The sequence below is a fragment of the Mycobacterium sp. genome (assembly GCF_051006775.1).
Lineage (GTDB): Bacteria > Actinomycetota > Actinomycetes > Mycobacteriales > Mycobacteriaceae > Mycobacterium.
This window is the reverse complement of the sequence record NZ_JBPCSX010000188.1, coordinates 1-14,150: the sequence shown is the minus strand read 5'-3', so window position 1 is coordinate 14,150 and position 14,150 is coordinate 1. Positions and strand designations below refer to the sequence as shown.

15 protein-coding genes are annotated in these 14,150 nt (G+C 66.0%); 9 read left to right on the top strand and 6 right to left on the bottom strand.

The annotated features are described in order from the left end of the window. The 3 genes from ACR2JI_RS13665 to ACR2JI_RS13655 form a co-directional block, all read left to right on the top strand. Positions 1–167 (top strand): enoyl-CoA hydratase/isomerase family protein (locus ACR2JI_RS13665; protein ID WP_526390814.1); only part of this gene is annotated, 167 nt, incomplete at its 5' end. A 9-nt stretch (positions 168–176) separates the two neighbouring features. Then, positions 177–962: an enoyl-CoA hydratase gene (locus tag ACR2JI_RS13660; RefSeq protein WP_526390812.1), complete on the top strand. Its 786-nt coding sequence runs from the start codon at positions 177–179 to the stop codon at positions 960–962. Positions 963–988: 26 nt separating this feature from the next. After that, positions 989–2,674, top strand: a complete 1,686-nt coding sequence (locus ACR2JI_RS13655; RefSeq protein ID WP_526390810.1) for an alpha/beta hydrolase — start codon at positions 989–991, stop codon at positions 2,672–2,674. On the opposite strand, the gene ACR2JI_RS13650 is transcribed toward ACR2JI_RS13655, so the two are convergent. Both ACR2JI_RS13650 and ACR2JI_RS13645 read right to left on the bottom strand, forming a co-directional pair. Next, entirely contained in the window at positions 2,652–3,059 is a 408-nt protein-coding gene (locus tag ACR2JI_RS13650; protein ID WP_526390808.1) for a rhodanese-like domain-containing protein, read from the bottom strand. The genes ACR2JI_RS13655 and ACR2JI_RS13650 overlap by 23 nt on opposite strands. Next, positions 3,056–3,583: a cysteine dioxygenase gene (locus ACR2JI_RS13645; protein ID WP_526390806.1), complete on the bottom strand. Its 528-nt coding sequence runs from the start codon at positions 3,581–3,583 to the stop codon at positions 3,056–3,058. Before ACR2JI_RS13645 ends, ACR2JI_RS13650 begins: the two co-directional genes overlap by 4 nt. A 111-nt stretch (positions 3,584–3,694) precedes the next feature. On the opposite strand from ACR2JI_RS13645, the gene lpqV reads away from it, so the two are divergent. From lpqV to ACR2JI_RS13630, 3 genes are read left to right on the top strand one after another with little or no spacing between them, the layout of a single operon-like run. Then, positions 3,695–4,126 carry a lipoprotein LpqV gene (gene lpqV, locus ACR2JI_RS13640; protein WP_526390804.1) on the top strand — a complete coding sequence of 144 codons (432 nt, stop codon included), beginning with the start codon at positions 3,695–3,697 and terminating at the stop codon, positions 4,124–4,126. Positions 4,127–4,175: 49 nt separating this feature from the next. Beyond that, the gene (locus tag ACR2JI_RS13635) at positions 4,176–5,132 is read left to right on the top strand and encodes a patatin-like phospholipase family protein (protein ID WP_526390802.1); all 957 of its coding nucleotides are present in this window, start codon (positions 4,176–4,178) and stop codon (positions 5,130–5,132) included. A gap of 31 nt (positions 5,133–5,163) precedes the next feature. Beyond that, positions 5,164–6,354 (top strand): thiolase family protein, encoded by a 1,191-nt coding sequence (locus tag ACR2JI_RS13630; RefSeq protein ID WP_526390800.1) that lies wholly within the window; start codon positions 5,164–5,166, stop codon positions 6,352–6,354. 12 nt (positions 6,355–6,366) lie between these two features. On the opposite strand, the gene ACR2JI_RS13625 is transcribed toward ACR2JI_RS13630, so the two are convergent. Further along, a complete protein-coding gene (locus tag ACR2JI_RS13625) occupies positions 6,367–7,992 on the bottom strand; it encodes a long-chain fatty acid--CoA ligase (RefSeq protein ID WP_526390798.1) in 1,626 nt (541 codons plus the stop codon). A gap of 109 nt (positions 7,993–8,101) precedes the next feature. Here ACR2JI_RS13625 and ACR2JI_RS13620 point away from each other — a divergent pair, with 109 nt between their 5' ends. Then, positions 8,102–8,419: a hypothetical protein gene (locus ACR2JI_RS13620; RefSeq protein ID WP_526390796.1), complete on the top strand. Its 318-nt coding sequence runs from the start codon at positions 8,102–8,104 to the stop codon at positions 8,417–8,419. An 11-nt stretch (positions 8,420–8,430) separates the two neighbouring features. Here ACR2JI_RS13620 and ACR2JI_RS13615 read toward each other — a convergent pair whose 3' ends face one another. Continuing rightward, positions 8,431–9,486, bottom strand: coding sequence for a YncE family protein (locus tag ACR2JI_RS13615; RefSeq protein WP_526390794.1), 1,056 nt, complete (start codon positions 9,484–9,486; stop codon positions 8,431–8,433). A 363-nt stretch (positions 9,487–9,849) separates the two neighbouring features. After that, positions 9,850–10,878: an oxygenase MpaB family protein gene (locus ACR2JI_RS13610; protein ID WP_526390792.1), complete on the bottom strand. Its 1,029-nt coding sequence runs from the start codon at positions 10,876–10,878 to the stop codon at positions 9,850–9,852. 94 nt (positions 10,879–10,972) lie between these two features. Between ACR2JI_RS13610 and ACR2JI_RS13605 the strand changes: the two genes are divergently transcribed. Next, the gene (locus tag ACR2JI_RS13605; RefSeq protein WP_526390789.1) at positions 10,973–12,142 is read left to right on the top strand and encodes a cytochrome P450; all 1,170 of its coding nucleotides are present in this window, start codon (positions 10,973–10,975) and stop codon (positions 12,140–12,142) included. Then, a complete protein-coding gene (locus tag ACR2JI_RS13600; RefSeq protein WP_526390787.1) occupies positions 12,139–12,702 on the top strand; it encodes a DUF3060 domain-containing protein in 564 nt (187 codons plus the stop codon). Before ACR2JI_RS13605 ends, ACR2JI_RS13600 begins: the two co-directional genes overlap by 4 nt. 2 nt (positions 12,703–12,704) lie before the next feature. Here ACR2JI_RS13600 and ACR2JI_RS13595 read toward each other — a convergent pair. Further along, the coding region (locus ACR2JI_RS13595) for an alpha-L-fucosidase (protein WP_526390785.1) at positions 12,705–14,150 on the bottom strand (1,446 nt) is incomplete at its 5' end.

Below are 14,150 nucleotides of genomic sequence, written 5' to 3'. Positions count from 1 at the left end.
GGGTGTCGTGTGCGTCGCTGCGTTCCCATGACTTCGTCGAAGGCATCCGCGCCCAACTGGTGGACAAGGACCGCAACCCGCAGTGGTCACCGTCGTCGATCGCCGAGGTGACCGACGACGATGTGGCGCAATACTTCACCCCCGCCGACCCGGACCTGACCTTCTAAGGAGACGACATGACCGCCGAGAAAACCTACGAGACCATCCTGGTGACCCGCTCCGAACGGGTCGGCACCATCACGCTGAACCGGCCGAAAGCCCTCAACGCCCTCAACAGCCAGGTGATGGCCGAGGTCACCACCGCCGCGGCCGAGTTCGACGCCGATCCCGGTATCGGCGCGATCGTCATCACCGGCTCGGCGAAGGCCTTCGCCGCCGGCGCCGACATCAAGGAGATGGCGGAACTGTCCTTCTCCGAGGTCTTCGACTCCGACTTCTTCGCCGCGTGGGGCAAGCTGGCCGCGGTCCGCACGCCGCTGATCGCCGCGGTCGCCGGATATGCGCTGGGCGGGGGCTGCGAACTGGCGATGATGTGCGACGTTCTGATCGCCGCGGACACCGCCAAGTTCGGCCAGCCCGAGATCAAGCTCGGTGTGCTGCCGGGCATGGGCGGTTCCCAGCGGCTCACCCGTGCCATCGGTAAAGCCAAGGCGATGGACATGATTCTCACCGGGCGCAATATGGACGCCGCCGAAGCGGAACTGGCCGGGCTGGTATCCCGCGTGGTACCCGCCGAGTCACTGCTGGAGGAGGCAGGCGCCGTCGCCACCACGATCTCGCAGATGTCGCGCTCGGCGGCCCGGATGGCCAAGGAGGCGGTCAATCGGGCCTTCGAATCCACCCTTGCAGAGGGCCTGCTCTACGAACGCCGGCTGTTCCACTCCGCATTCGCCACCGAGGACCAAAGCGAGGGCATGGCCGCCTTCACCGAGAAGCGGCCGCCGACGTTCACTCACCGCTGAGGCAACCCACCGATAGGGTTTTCGACGTGACCCAAGCGACGGTGGAATCCGAACTCGGCAATCCGGAGGTCAAGCGGGACTGGTGGCAGCGCCGGTACACCTTCACCGGGACCGCGGTCGGCATGGTGTTTCTCCTGCTGTCCATGACGCCGTCGCTGCTCCCCCGCGGGCCACTGTTCCAGGGACTCGTCAGCGGCGTCGCAGGGGCGATCGGCTACGCGCTGGGTGTTTTCGCGGTGTGGCTGGTTCGGTTCATGCAGTCAAAGCCGAGCAGTCCTCCCGCGCCACGGTGGGCGTGGTCGATTCTGGTCGGTCTGGGTCTGCTCGGTCTGGTGCTGGGAGTCTTCTACTTCCACACGTGGCAGGATCAGGTCCGCGACCTGATGGGCGTTCCGCGGCTGCGCTGGTTCAACTACCCGCAGGCGGCAGTGATCGCGGTGGTTGTTCTATTCGCCTTCGTCGAACTCGGCCAGATCTTCGGCAAGCTGGTGCGTTTCCTGGTTGGATCGCTGAATCGAATTGCACCACCGCGTGTTTCATTCGTAGTGGTGGTTGCCCTGTTGGTCGCGGCCAATATCGCGGTTCTCAACGGCGTCATCGTGCGCGGCGTGATGGACGTTCTGAACAAGACCTTCTCCAACGTCAACGACGAGCTTGACCCCAATGCGCCCGCGCCGAAGTCAGCTCTGCGCTCGGGCGGCCCCGGATCACAGGTGTCCTGGGAATCGCTGGGACACCAGGGCCGGCTGTTCGTCGGCAACGGCCCCACCGTCGCGCAACTCACCGATTTCAACAAGGCTCCCGCGATGGAACCCATCCGCGCCTACGCGGGACTGAACTCCGCCAAGGGGATTCGCGCCACCGCCGAGTTGGCCGCCGCTGAGCTCGAACGCGAAGGCGGCCTGAAGCGCAAGGTGATCGCGGTCGCCACCACCACCGGCACCGGCTGGATCAACGCCGCCGAGGCCGACTCACTGGAGTACATGTACAACGGCGACACCGCGATCGTCAGCATGCAGTACTCATTCCTGCCGAGTTGGCTCTCATTCCTGGTGGACAAAGAGAACGCCCGTCAAGCAGGCCAGGCGCTGTTCGAAGCCGTCGACGCCAAGGTGCGGGCACTGCCCGAAGCTCAGCGGCCCAAGATCGTGGTGTTCGGCGAGAGCCTCGGCTCGTTCGGCGGCGAGGCGCCGTTCCTGAGCCCCAACAACATCATCGCGCGCACCGACGGCGCGCTGTTCTCCGGACCGACGTTCCAGAACACCCTGCGCGACAGTGTCACCGCCGACCGGGACCCGGGTTCGCCGGAATGGCTGCCGATCTTCGACGACGGCGCCAACGTGCGCTTCGCGGCCCGACCGGACAACCTCGACCGGCCGAACTCGCCGTGGGGTCAGCCGCGGATCGCGTACCTTCAGCATGCGTCGGATCCGATCGCCTGGTTCAACCCGGATCTGCTGTTCTCCCAACCTGATTGGCTGCGCGAACCGCGTGGCTACGACGTATCACCGGATATGAACTGGATTCCGGTGGTGACCTTCCTCCAGGTCAGTGCTGATATGGCGGTTGCCGTCGACGTTCCCGACGGCAACGGCCACCGCTACGTCAAGGACGTGGTCAATGCCTGGGCGGCGGTCATGCAGCCGCCGGGCTGGACCCCGGAGAAGACCGAGATACTGCGCGGCCGGGTCACCCAGGACTACTCGCACTGACCCGACTGAGGTCGGAGAGCACCCCGGCCGCGACCAGCGCCGCATAGCCGCCGACCACGTCGGTAGCGCGGTGCAGGCCGAGATCCAGCAGCGCCGCGGCAGCCAGGCTGGAGGTGTAACCCCTCGAACACACCACAACCCATTCGACATCATCACCGCCGGCCTGCGGCAGCCGCGCCGCACTGGTCGGGTCGCAGCGCCACTCCAGAACGTTGCGTTCAACCACGATCGAACCCGGCAATTCACCCTCTTCCGCGCGCTGGGCGGCGGGCCGGATATCGACCAGCACCGCGCCCTGGGCCAATGCCCCCCGCACATCTGCCGCCTCCAGACGTCGAAGCCTGGACCGGGCCCGCCGCAACGCGACATCGATCCGGCTGGTCATGCGCTCACCGCATGCTCCGGCTCGTCGGTGAGCTCAGTCCGGATTCGGCGCAACCTGTTCCGGTCGGTCACCTCGTAGTAGGACATCGCGGTCAGCGGCGGCGAGTAGGCGTGCACGCTCAGCGTCTCAGGTGGATCCCGCTCCTCGGCGGCGGTGACGTCGTGAACCCACCCAAGCGGGAACGCCGCCTGATCGCCGGCACCAAGCAGACGGCGGCGCAGTCTCGTTCCATCCCAACGATGTTCGTACAACGATCCGGAAAGCACCGTCAGCGCACCGAGCGAGCCGGCATGGTCGTGCAGTTCCGTGGTGTGCCCCGGCGACCAACTGATCAGCCACACATCGAGATCGTCGTCGGTGTGCAGGCGGGTGAACCAGCGACCCTCGGTCGGCAGGCCGTCCGGGGGCAGCAGATGGTCAAAATGCCCGGACAGCACCTCGTCGGCGAACCGATCGGCGGTATGCAGCAGATCGGGCAATCGAAGACGGGTGGGTGCGGTGAATCGCTGAAGAGCAGTTGACATCGAGGTACTCCGGGACGACGGGAAAGGTGGACGGGCCGTAGTCAGGCCCGACAACACTCGCGAAGTCCGGGGTGCGTGCTCACGGATCCGAGTGTTGCATAGATTGACCCCATGCTGATTTCCCAGGTTCGCCACTGGCAAGCAGGTGCTGGGCTGCTCATGGCGGTAGTTGTCACTGCGACCGGGTGTTCGGCGGGCGCCAGTAAGCCCACCGCGGTCGCTGCGGCGCCCGCTGTCGAGCAACCGTCCGGCGGACCCGAATCCGGGACGATCGGGATGTCCCCGGGCGGGGTGACCACCGAGATCGCCGTCCCGGCTCAGTCCACCGAAGAGCAGTATGCGCAGGCCTGCTCAGCCGCCAAGGACTGGATGACGAGCAAGGGTGGCGACCCGCAGTCCATGGTGGAGCCCTACCTCAAGGAACTCCAGAGCTCATCGGAGGTCGGGCCGGCGACATTCAGGACAACCTGGGCCGAGCTCGACGATGCGCACCGCGCCGCGGTGATCATCGCGGTGCGGGCTGCGGCCGACGGCGGCTGCTGACGGTTCGAATCACGCAGACCGAAAAACCTAGCCCTCGAGGATTGGAGCCATGGGCAGACGAGTAGCGCTGGCACTGGGCAGCGGCGGCGCCCGCGGCTACGCCCATATCGGCGTCATCAACGAACTGCGCGACCGTGGCTATGAGGTCGTCGGCGTCGCGGGATCGTCGATGGGCGCCCTGGTCGGCGGCCTTTGCGCAGCCGGTTCGCTCGACGAGTTCGCCACCTGGAGCACAACACTGACCCAGCGCGCGATGCTGCGCCTGCTGGACCCCTCGATCAGCGCGGCCGGCGTATTCCGGGCCGGGAAGATTCTCGATGCGGTTCGCGACATAGTCGGGGATGCCACCATCGAAAGCCTGCCGATCCCATTCACCGCGGTGACCACCGATCTGATCGCCGGGAAATCCGTTTGGTTGCAACGCGGTCCGCTCGATGAAGCGATCCGGGCCTCGATCGCCATCCCCGGGGTGATCGCCCCGCATGTGATGGACGGGCGCATGCTCGCCGACGGCGGCATCCTCGACCCGTTGCCGATCGCGCCGATCGCCGCCGTGAACGCCGACCTGGTCATCGCGGTCAGCGTCTCGGGGACCGAAGCCGACCTCGGTGACCAGCTCGGCGGTGACGCCCGGCCCACCCGCGAGCGGCTGAACCGGTTGCTGCGCAGCACATCCGCGCTACTGGACAAGTTCAGCGCCGTACCCGAATCGGCGTCGGAGATCACCGACGACTTCGAGGTCTCCGATATCGAGGCTGCCGAGCAGGCCGAGTCGCAGTTCCCCAAACTGGGCAGCTTCGCCATCATGATGCGCAGTATCGACATCGCCCAGGCTGCCCTGGCCCGCCATCAGATGGCGGCCTACCCGCCGGATCTGCTGATCGAGGTGCCCCGAACCGCATGCCGCAGCCTCGACTTCCACCGCGCGTCCGAGCTCATCGAGTTGGGCCACCAATTGGCAGCCCGCGCCTTGGACGAGCTCGACGATCAGCCGGTCGAGAGCTGATACGCCATCTTTGCGGTGTTAGTTTGGGGCCATGGCAAACAAGGTGTACGTCATCGGCGTCGGCATGACCAAGTTCGAGAAGCCCGGAAGCCGCGAGGGCTGGGACTATCCCGATATGGCCCGCGAGTCGGGCACCAAGGCACTGACCGACGCCGGTGTCGATTACCGCGAGATCGAGCAGGGCTACGTCGGCTACTGTTCGGGTGACTCCACGTCCGGGCAGCGCGCGCTCTACGAACTGGGCATGACGGGTATCGCGATAGTCAACGTCAACAACAACTGCTCGACCGGATCCACCGCGCTCTATCTGGGCGCGCAGTCAATCCGGGGAGGGCTGGCCGACTGTGTGCTGGCACTCGGCTTCGAGAAGATGCAACCCGGTTCACTCGGTGGCGGCGCCGGTGACCGCGAGTCTCCGCTGGGCCGTCATATCAAAGCGCTGGCCGAGATCGACGATCTGGCATTCCCGGTGGCCCCGTGGATGTTCGGTGCGGCCGGCCGTGAGTACATGCGCACCTATGGCGCCACCGCCGAGCATTTCGCCAAGATCGGCTACAAGAACCACAGGCACTCGGTGAACAACCCCTACGCCCAGTTCCAGGATGAGTACAGCCTTGACGACATCCTCGGCGCGAAGATGATCTCCGACCCACTGACAAAGCTGCAGTGCTCGCCGACCTCCGACGGCTCGGCGGCAGTGGTCCTCGCGTCCGAGGCGTTCGTCGACTCCCACGGTCTGGCCGGGCAGGCCGTGGAGATCGTGGGGCAGTCGATGACCACAGACTTCGCCTCGACGTTCGACGGCTCGGCCCGCAACATCATCGGCCACGATATGAATGTCCAGGCCGCGCAGAAGGTCTACGACCAGAGTGGGTTGGGCCCGCAGGACTTCCAGGTCATCGAATTGCACGACTGTTTCTCGGCCAACGAACTCCTGCTGTACGAGGCGTTGGGGCTCTGCGGCGCGGGTGAGGCGCCGGGCCTGATCGATAGCGGCGACACCACCTATGGCGGTCGCTGGGTGGTCAACCCGTCCGGCGGGCTGATCTCCAAGGGACACCCCCTCGGTGCGACCGGCCTGGCGCAGTGCAGCGAATTGACCTGGCAGCTGCGCGGAACCGCCGATAAGCGCCAGGTGGACAACGTCACCGCGGCACTGCAGCACAACATCGGACTGGGCGGAGCGGCGGTGGTGACCGCCTACCAGCGCGCCCAGCGGTAGCGATCGCCTCCGCTACAGCGTGACAACCTGGTAGGCGCCCTCGGCATAGCGTGCCCGGATGGTCTTCTTGTCGTACTTGCCGACGCTGGTGCGTGGGATCTCGTCGATAAAGGTCCACCGCTCAGGTAGCCACCAGCGAACGACCTTGTCGCCCAGGAAGTCCCGCAGCTCGGCGGGGGTTATCGCCGCCCCGTCCTGAAGGACGACCGCCGCCAGCGGACGCTCCTGCCACCGCTCGTCGGGCACCCCGACCACCGCCGCTTCACGCACCAGGGGATGTGCGATCAGGGTGTTCTCCAGATCCACTGACGAGATCCACTCGCCGCCGGACTTGATGACGTCCTTGGCGCGGTCGGTCAGGGTGATGTAGCCCTGAGCATCGATCCGGCCGACATCGCCGGTGCGCAGCCAGCCCGAGGTGAACTTCGACGGATCGGTGTTGCGGTAGTAGGAACCGGTGATCCATGGGCCCCGGACCTCCAACTCCCCGACGGCCGCCCCGTCGTTCGGCAGCGTCACCCCCTCGTCGTCGACGATGCGGGCCTCGACCCCGCACATCGGCCGGCCCTGGGTGCTGCGGATCTCCCACACCTTCTCCGGTGGCGTACTGGGCGTCGGCCACGCCAGCGTGGCCATCGGCGACGTCTCAGTCATTCCCCAGAGCTGACGGATCTGCACACCGTGGCGCTGCTCGAAGGTCTGCATCAGTGACAGTGGCACCGCGGAGCCGCCGCAGGCCACCAGCCTCAGCGACGAGATGTCATGTCCCGGTTCACGCTCCAGGTAATTCATCACGTCGTTCCAGATCGTCGGTACCGCACCTGCGACCGTCGGGCGCTGGGTCTCGATGAGATCCACCATCGACTTGGCATCCATGAAACGATCCGGCAGCACGATATCGGCGCCGGCCATCAAAGCCGCGTACGGCAGACCCCAGGCATTGGCATGGAACATCGGCACTATCGGAAAGGCCTTGTCCGAGAAGCTCAGTCCCATACCGTTACCGCTGCAGACCGCCATCGAGTGCAGATAGCTCGACCGGTGCGAGTACACAACACCCTTCGGGTGGCCGGTGGTGCCGCTGGTGTAACACATTGCGGCAGCTGAGTTTTCGTCGATCTCGGGCCAATCGAATTCATCCGACTCAGCCGCGGTGACATCGTGGTAGCGCAGCACCCGCTTACCGGAGGCCTCGAAGGGCGCCAAGTCACCGGCTCCGACGACGATCACGGTGTGCACCGTCTCCATCCGGCCCAGCACCGGACCGAGGATCTCCGCCAGCGAGATGTCGGCGATGATGACCCGGTCCTCGGCCTCGTAGGCGACGAACTCGATCTGCTCGGGGAACAGCCGGATGTTGAGGGTGTGCAGGACCGCCCCCATCGACGGCACCGCGACGTAGGCCTCCAGATGTTCCTGGTTGTTCCACATGAACGTGGCCACCCGCTGGTCACCATCGATGCCGAGTCGGCGCAGAGCGTTGGCCAGCCGGGCCGCCTGCCGGCCGACCTCCCTGTAGGTGGCGTGCCGAAAGCCTGTCCCGGTGGCGGTGGCCACCGTGCGATCACCGTGGATGCTGACCGCGTACCGCAGGATCGCGGCGACGGTCAACGGGGAGTTCTGCATGGTGCTCTGCATCTAAACCGCCTTCGCTGGAGGTGTTCCTGCCTGCGCGAATGGTAACGCCGCGATAATCGCGCAACGATGTGGTTCAGGAGACATCGCCGACGAATGCCGGGAGGCTGCCATGCGTGCACGCACACTGTTCGCCGCTGCGGCGGCGGCGTGCGGGCTCCTCACGGGTCCGGCAGGGCCGGCGTCGGCGGATCAGTCTGCTCAGGACACCATCAGCGAGCTGCAGAAGCAGGGCTACGTGGTGACCATCGACAAGGTCGGAACGGGCCCGATGTCCAAATGCGTCGTGACCAGCGTCCGCAACCCGAACACGGTCACCCAATGGGTGCCGTGGGTCGGACCCGGGCTGGGCAGCCGCGGGGGCAGCTTTCTGGTGCCGGTGGTAACCAGCCAGTCAATCTCGGTATCGCTGGACTGCAGCCAGCGCTGACGGGCCCGGTTTCAGGAGGCCGCGCGCAACTGCGCGGCGGCAGCGGCGGACAGTGCGGTGATCGAGCCGTCATAGTCCGCGACATACAGGCAGCTCTCGTCGCTGCTGAGCGCCACGCAGGACACCGCGCGGCCGATCACGTAGGTGTCGACGACGCGGCCGGGGCCGACGATGTCAACAACCGCGACCCGATCACCGGAGGCTACGTAGGCGCGCGTGCCACTGAGAATCACCTGGGTTGCGGGGCCACCGACCGAAACGGTGTCGATGATGCGACCGGAGGCGACGTCGACGACGGTCAGCGTCCCGCCGGTGCGGGCATCCCAGCCGGTGACGAACACCCGGCGCCCGTCGCGGTGAGCGGCGATATCGCCGATGGAACCACGGATGGCGACCCGCTGCACGATGCGGCCCGAGCGAAGATCGACAACCATCAGTGCACTGCCCGCGGCGGTGGTCAGTGCGGCGAAAAGCACGCTTCCGTCAGCGCTGACCCGAATGGTGTCGACTGCGGCGCCGGCGGCGCCGGTGAGCGCGATCGCCCGGCTTACTCCGCTTTCGATGTCGATCGCGGCGATGTCTGCTCCGGCGTCACCGCAGCGCGCCACGAAGAGGACGTCGCCGCCGGGGCTGACGGCCAGGCCGCGCGCCGTAACGGTGATGTCCTTGGCCGCCAGCGTGACACCGGCGGCGGGATCGACGGCCACGACACTGTCCTCAGCATCGGCCGCGGACGTGACGTAGATCCGGTCGGCGGCGGCGAGGGCGTACGGCTCGGCGATGTCGTCGATGACGGTGCTGATGGTCAGGGTTTCGATATCGATGACCGACACAGCGTCGTCGCCGTAGTGGGCGGCCACCAGGTGACGGCCGTCCTCGGTGACGGCCATATCGGTGACCGCACCGGGAAGACCGGAGAGCGCCCCTGCAGCGGGGCGGATGGCGCTGTGGCGCATGGCAGGCAGCCGATCCCTGTTCGCGGCAACGCGCGGGACGGGCAGGGCGGCCAGCCACAGTGCGTCGGCATGCCGTTCCGCAACCGCACTAGCGCCCATTGTGTTCGCCATGATTTCTTCACCTCCGGCGGCCGGACCGCGGCGAGCGGTCGACCCCACGTCGAATCGGAATAACCTTGCCGACTGATTGTCGGACATCTAAAAGTTTAACGGTGGGTTACGACAAAGAATTCCGGCTCAGTTCACTTGTGTCCCAATAGACTCAAGTGCCGCTCAGCATTGCGTTTGCCCTTTCGCCGGTGCGGCAAACCGCGAAGTCGCAGCTGTATGCGATGCGCTCCTGCGGAAATGCAAAGTGACGCGTGATTTGTTTTCGAGCGCAATTCCGCCGCGGACCATCGGGCAAATGCGGCCTAAATCACACCCCGCATGTGGGTGTCTGAATCAGTTAAGGATATTTCTTACAGACTGCTGCTATCGCAGCGTTTGTTCTACGACGTCCCGGCTGCGCAATGGGTCCTCGCCAGGCTGGTAGGACGGCTCGGTGTGATCGACAAGGGTGCCATTGGCGACCCGGCGCCGAGCCTGGTTGAACTCGGGCAGTGGGCCCATCGCAATCTGGGTGGTGTTGATGGCGGCCCAGGTCGCCGCTCGGCGCGCGGCCCGTTCGACCGGATTCGGTGGCCGATACATCACCATTTCGGCCGCCCACCGCGGCATCGAGTCGCGGATGGCCCAGTCGAAGAATTTGGCCGCCTGCGGAACATCCGGATTGTTCTGCAGGGCCTCGCCGGTGGCCAGGGCGGCGCCGTGCGTCAACGCCAGCCGCGGAAGATAGGAATGCAGGCACTCCAACGTCTCGGCCTTGGTCACCGGCAGGTCGGTGCCGCCCAGGGCATGACCGACCCGGACGAATTCGGCGTAGTAGTCGTCGATATCCCGCAGCGGTGCCGGGTGATACATCTGGTGCGCGGTGGCGATACCCCACACCACCGTCGCGTAATTCCAGCGCAACCACAGCGGATCGTCGGCGTCATAGGGCAGTCCGTCGGGGCGCACACCCTTGACCGTGTGATGCATGGATCGCACGATCTGGGCCACCTTCTCGGCGGTCTTCGTCGACCCGTAGGCGGTCCCGATGAAGAACGCGACCGAGTGTGCCAGCCGCACCGCCGCGCCCTCGGCATCGAGCTTTCCGGTGGGTAGCCCGCCGGCATCACGTTCCACGACGCGCGAGTGATCCGAACCCATCCAGTAGATGCTGGGATCCAGCCGCTCCATGAACGCCGCGCACTGCAGGCCGAAGATCAGCGCCGAGGTGTGCGAGTGCACGTGCCAGACCGCGCTCTTCGGGCCGAACCAACCGGGATCGCCCTCCGGGCCGGCAAAGTCCAAGCCGCGGAAGAACTTCTGCCTGACTTCGGAGTCGAAGTCGGACTTCACCTTCTCTTCGAGCAGCTGATGCGGCAGCAACACCCTCATCCGGGCCGTTCCCTTCGTCATGAACAGCAAACCCCAGAACACCGACTTTCAACCTAACACTGCCCGGCGGTACAGGCCTTCCGAATCGCACGCCACTGCGGGATAGTCAGATCGCATGACGCCGCGCCTGCCCTTTCCTCAGCCACACCCCCTGCGAGCCGGGCCCGAGCTGAGCGCACTGCGGGCCGGCGGCCCGATCCACCGGGTCACCACCGTCGTCGGTGATCCGGCGTGGCTGGTGACCGGCTACACCGTGGTTCGCGAATTGATGGATGACGATCGCCTCGGGCGTTCGCACCGCACGCCGGAAACCGCGCCGCGCAGCCGGGCCTCGGCACTGTTCGGCGGTCCGATCGGGGACTTCGACGACGAGCCTGCCGGTCAGCGCCGGATGCGCTCGCTGCTGCAGCCGCACTTCTCCCCGCGGCACCTGCGCACACTCACCCCCCGGGTGGAGACGCTGACATCCGCACTGCTGGACCGGTTGGCCGAGCATGAGCAGCCGGCCGATCTGCATGCGATGGTGGCCCATCCATTGCCACTTCTGGTGATCTGCGAACTACTCGGCGTTCCCTACGAGGATCGGGAGCGGTTCGGGGTATGGGTCGACGCCGCAGCCTTCGCCGACGATCAGGAACTGTCTGGTCAGGGGCTCGCGGCGTTGGTCGACTACGGGATGAAGCTCGTCTCGCAGAAGCGCAGTCATCCCGGCGACGACGTCATCTCCCGGTTGTGCACGGACGAGAGCCTTGCGGACGTCGAGATCGCCGCACTGACCATGGCGCTGTTGTTCGCCGGCTACGAGACGACGGTCACGCAGATCTGGACGCAATCGGTACAGCTACTCAGCGAACGCAGCCGTTGGCAGGCGCTGCTGGCCAACCCGTCGCTGATACCGAAGGCCGTCGAGGAACTCTTCCGGGCATCACTGATCGGCGGCGTGGGCATTCCGCGCTACGCGCGCGACGACATCGACGTCGCCGGAGTCACCATCGCGCAGGGCGATCTGGTGCTCCTCGATCCCGGGTCGGCCAATCATGATCCGTCCGCATTTCCGGATCCCGACGCCGTGGACTTCAACCGGCAGGGAGTTCCGCACGTCGCCTTCGGGTACGGAGCCCGGTACTGCCTGGGCGCGCCGCTGGCCAGAATCGAACTCAATGCGGTTTTCTCCCAGATGATTCCGCGATTCCCCAATATGCGGCTCGCTGTCGAGCCGGATGCCCTGACGATCAACACCGAGGCGCTCGGTGCGGGCCTTGTTGAGCTTCCGGTCTTCTGGTGACTGAGCGCAATCCGCAGGATGATCCCGAGCGGCGTATCCGGGATCTGGAGCCGCCACCGGTCGACGCCGAACCCACACGGCCCGGCATGCGCTTGGGCTGGATCGTGTTGGGCGTGCTGGTCCTCGGACTGGTGGTCGGTGGCGGCGCAATGATCGCCGAACGGATCGGGGCGCAGAACAAACCGGTGGCCGGCCGGCCGGCCGCTCCACCGGTTGTCGGTGGGGGCGGGTCATTCGCACCGGCACCACCGACGTCGAGCCCGTCGATACCCACCGTGCTTCCGCCGCCGCCGACCGGCGCACAGATCAGTGTGGCCGGTATCGACAAAGACGAGAAGTTTGCCTGCGACGCCGGCGTCGTGAGCATCAGCGGCGTGCACAACCGGGTGCTGCTGACCGGTCATTGTGCGCGGGTCGACGTTTCCGGGGTGCGCAACACGGTGATCATCGAGGAGTCCGACGCCATCGTCGTCTCCGGTTTGGATAACAACGTCACGTTCCGATTCGGTTCGCCGGAGGTGGATCAGTCCGGCTTCGACAACAAAGTCGCGCGCGCCTGAAATTACGCGGGCAGAAGATCGCCGCTGAGCGCGATCACGTGCGCCGGCGACACCGGCATCCGTTCGGGCAGTCGGACGGTCAGGGCTCCGTCGGTCACCTGCCAGTCCGCCGGTCCGTCGAGGCCGAGCACGCGGACCCCGGTGACCCCGGTCGCGTCGACTCCCCGCAGGGTCAGTTCCCGTTCCGGGACGTCGAGCAGGATCGCGTTGACCGCGCCGCCGCGCGCGGTGAACCGGACTTCGGTGCCGGCACTGGTGGTGGTCTGCGGGATCAGCCAGGGCCTGGTGCGATAGATCGCCTCACCGTTGACCCGAAGCCAGGACCCCAACCCGCGTAACGGCGCGAGTTGTTCGGTGGGGAAACGGCCGAACTGATCGGGGCCGACGCCGATGAGCAGATTGCCGTTCTTCGCGACGATATCGGCGAAGGAGCGCACCAGTTCAGTCACGGTGACGATGTCCTCGGGTCGCTCATTGCGGTTGGCGCCGAAGGAGTGGCCGACACCACGGGTCGACTCCCACTTCTTTTCCTGCACGGTGTCAAACCTCGCGTACTCCGGTGTGCGGAAGTCGTAGTGGTGGTTGGCCGGGAATGTCAACGACTTGTAACTGTCCGGGATCAGCGGCCAGAATCGCTGCAGCAGAACGCCTCCCGCCCTGGCAACCCCATCTGACACACGGCCACGACGCTGAGGCGGCTCGATCCAGCGGTCGTTGATAACCCCGTCCGGCACAGCGTTGTAGTACTGCGCGAACAGTGCGGGAAGGTCACCACCGGCCGGCCAGCAGATGTCGTTCCACAGCACCGACGGCTCGTAATTGCCGATCAGCTCGCGCACATGCGCGGTCGCATACGCGACATAGTCGGGGGTGTGCGGGACGGCGAGGAAGCTGTCGGCGGGATTGGTCATCAGAGCGTCGTTGTAGGGCCAGTCGTAACCGCCGGAGTAGTACAACCCCATCCGCATCCCGGCGCCGCGCACCGCGCGGGTCAGATCGCCGACGAGGTCCCGACGGGTGTGATAGCGACCCTTACGGGGATGCTCGATGGCGGTGGGCCACAGGCAGAAACCCTCATGATGCTTGGTCGTGAGGACGACGTAACCCGCGCCGGCATCGCGACAGACCGCGGCGATCGCCTCCATGTCAGCACCGGCGGTACCGTCGTTGAACGCCGGAATGAAATCGTCGTAGGTGGCATCCGGTCCGTAGGTGTCGCGCTGGTGCTGCCAGGTCGGGCTGCCCTCGATCCGACTGCTGTTGAGATACCACTCTGCATAGGGGTTGTCCCGCAACATCTCGGCGGGACCCTTCTCCTTGAGCAACTCCTGGATGTCGGGCACCTGCGGGGCCCAACCCGGCACCGAGTACAGGCCCCAGTGCAGGAACACGCCGAGTTTGGCGTCGTCGTACCAGGCGGGTAGCGGGTGGCCGGCGACGGAATCCCA

Excerpts from the sequence above, each read along its gene's own strand:
- ACR2JI_RS13660 (WP_526390812.1), top strand. The coding sequence starts at position 177 with ATGACCGCCGAGAAAACCTACGAGACCATCCTGGTGACCCGCTCCGAA.
- ACR2JI_RS13650 (WP_526390808.1), bottom strand. The coding sequence starts at position 3,059 with ATGACCAGCCGGATCGATGTCGCGTTGCGGCGGGCCCGGTCCAGGCTT.
- ACR2JI_RS13645 (WP_526390806.1), bottom strand. The coding sequence starts at position 3,583 with ATGTCAACTGCTCTTCAGCGATTCACCGCACCCACCCGTCTTCGATTG.
- lpqV (WP_526390804.1), top strand. The coding sequence starts at position 3,695 with ATGCTGATTTCCCAGGTTCGCCACTGGCAAGCAGGTGCTGGGCTGCTC.
- ACR2JI_RS13635 (WP_526390802.1), top strand. The coding sequence starts at position 4,176 with ATGGGCAGACGAGTAGCGCTGGCACTGGGCAGCGGCGGCGCCCGCGGC.
- ACR2JI_RS13630 (WP_526390800.1), top strand. The coding sequence starts at position 5,164 with ATGGCAAACAAGGTGTACGTCATCGGCGTCGGCATGACCAAGTTCGAG.
- ACR2JI_RS13625 (WP_526390798.1), bottom strand. The coding sequence starts at position 7,992 with ATGCAGAGCACCATGCAGAACTCCCCGTTGACCGTCGCCGCGATCCTG.
- ACR2JI_RS13620 (WP_526390796.1), top strand. The coding sequence starts at position 8,102 with ATGCGTGCACGCACACTGTTCGCCGCTGCGGCGGCGGCGTGCGGGCTC.
- ACR2JI_RS13615 (WP_526390794.1), bottom strand. The coding sequence starts at position 9,486 with ATGGCGAACACAATGGGCGCTAGTGCGGTTGCGGAACGGCATGCCGAC.
- ACR2JI_RS13610 (WP_526390792.1), bottom strand. The coding sequence starts at position 10,878 with ATGACGAAGGGAACGGCCCGGATGAGGGTGTTGCTGCCGCATCAGCTG.
- ACR2JI_RS13605 (WP_526390789.1), top strand. The coding sequence starts at position 10,973 with ATGACGCCGCGCCTGCCCTTTCCTCAGCCACACCCCCTGCGAGCCGGG.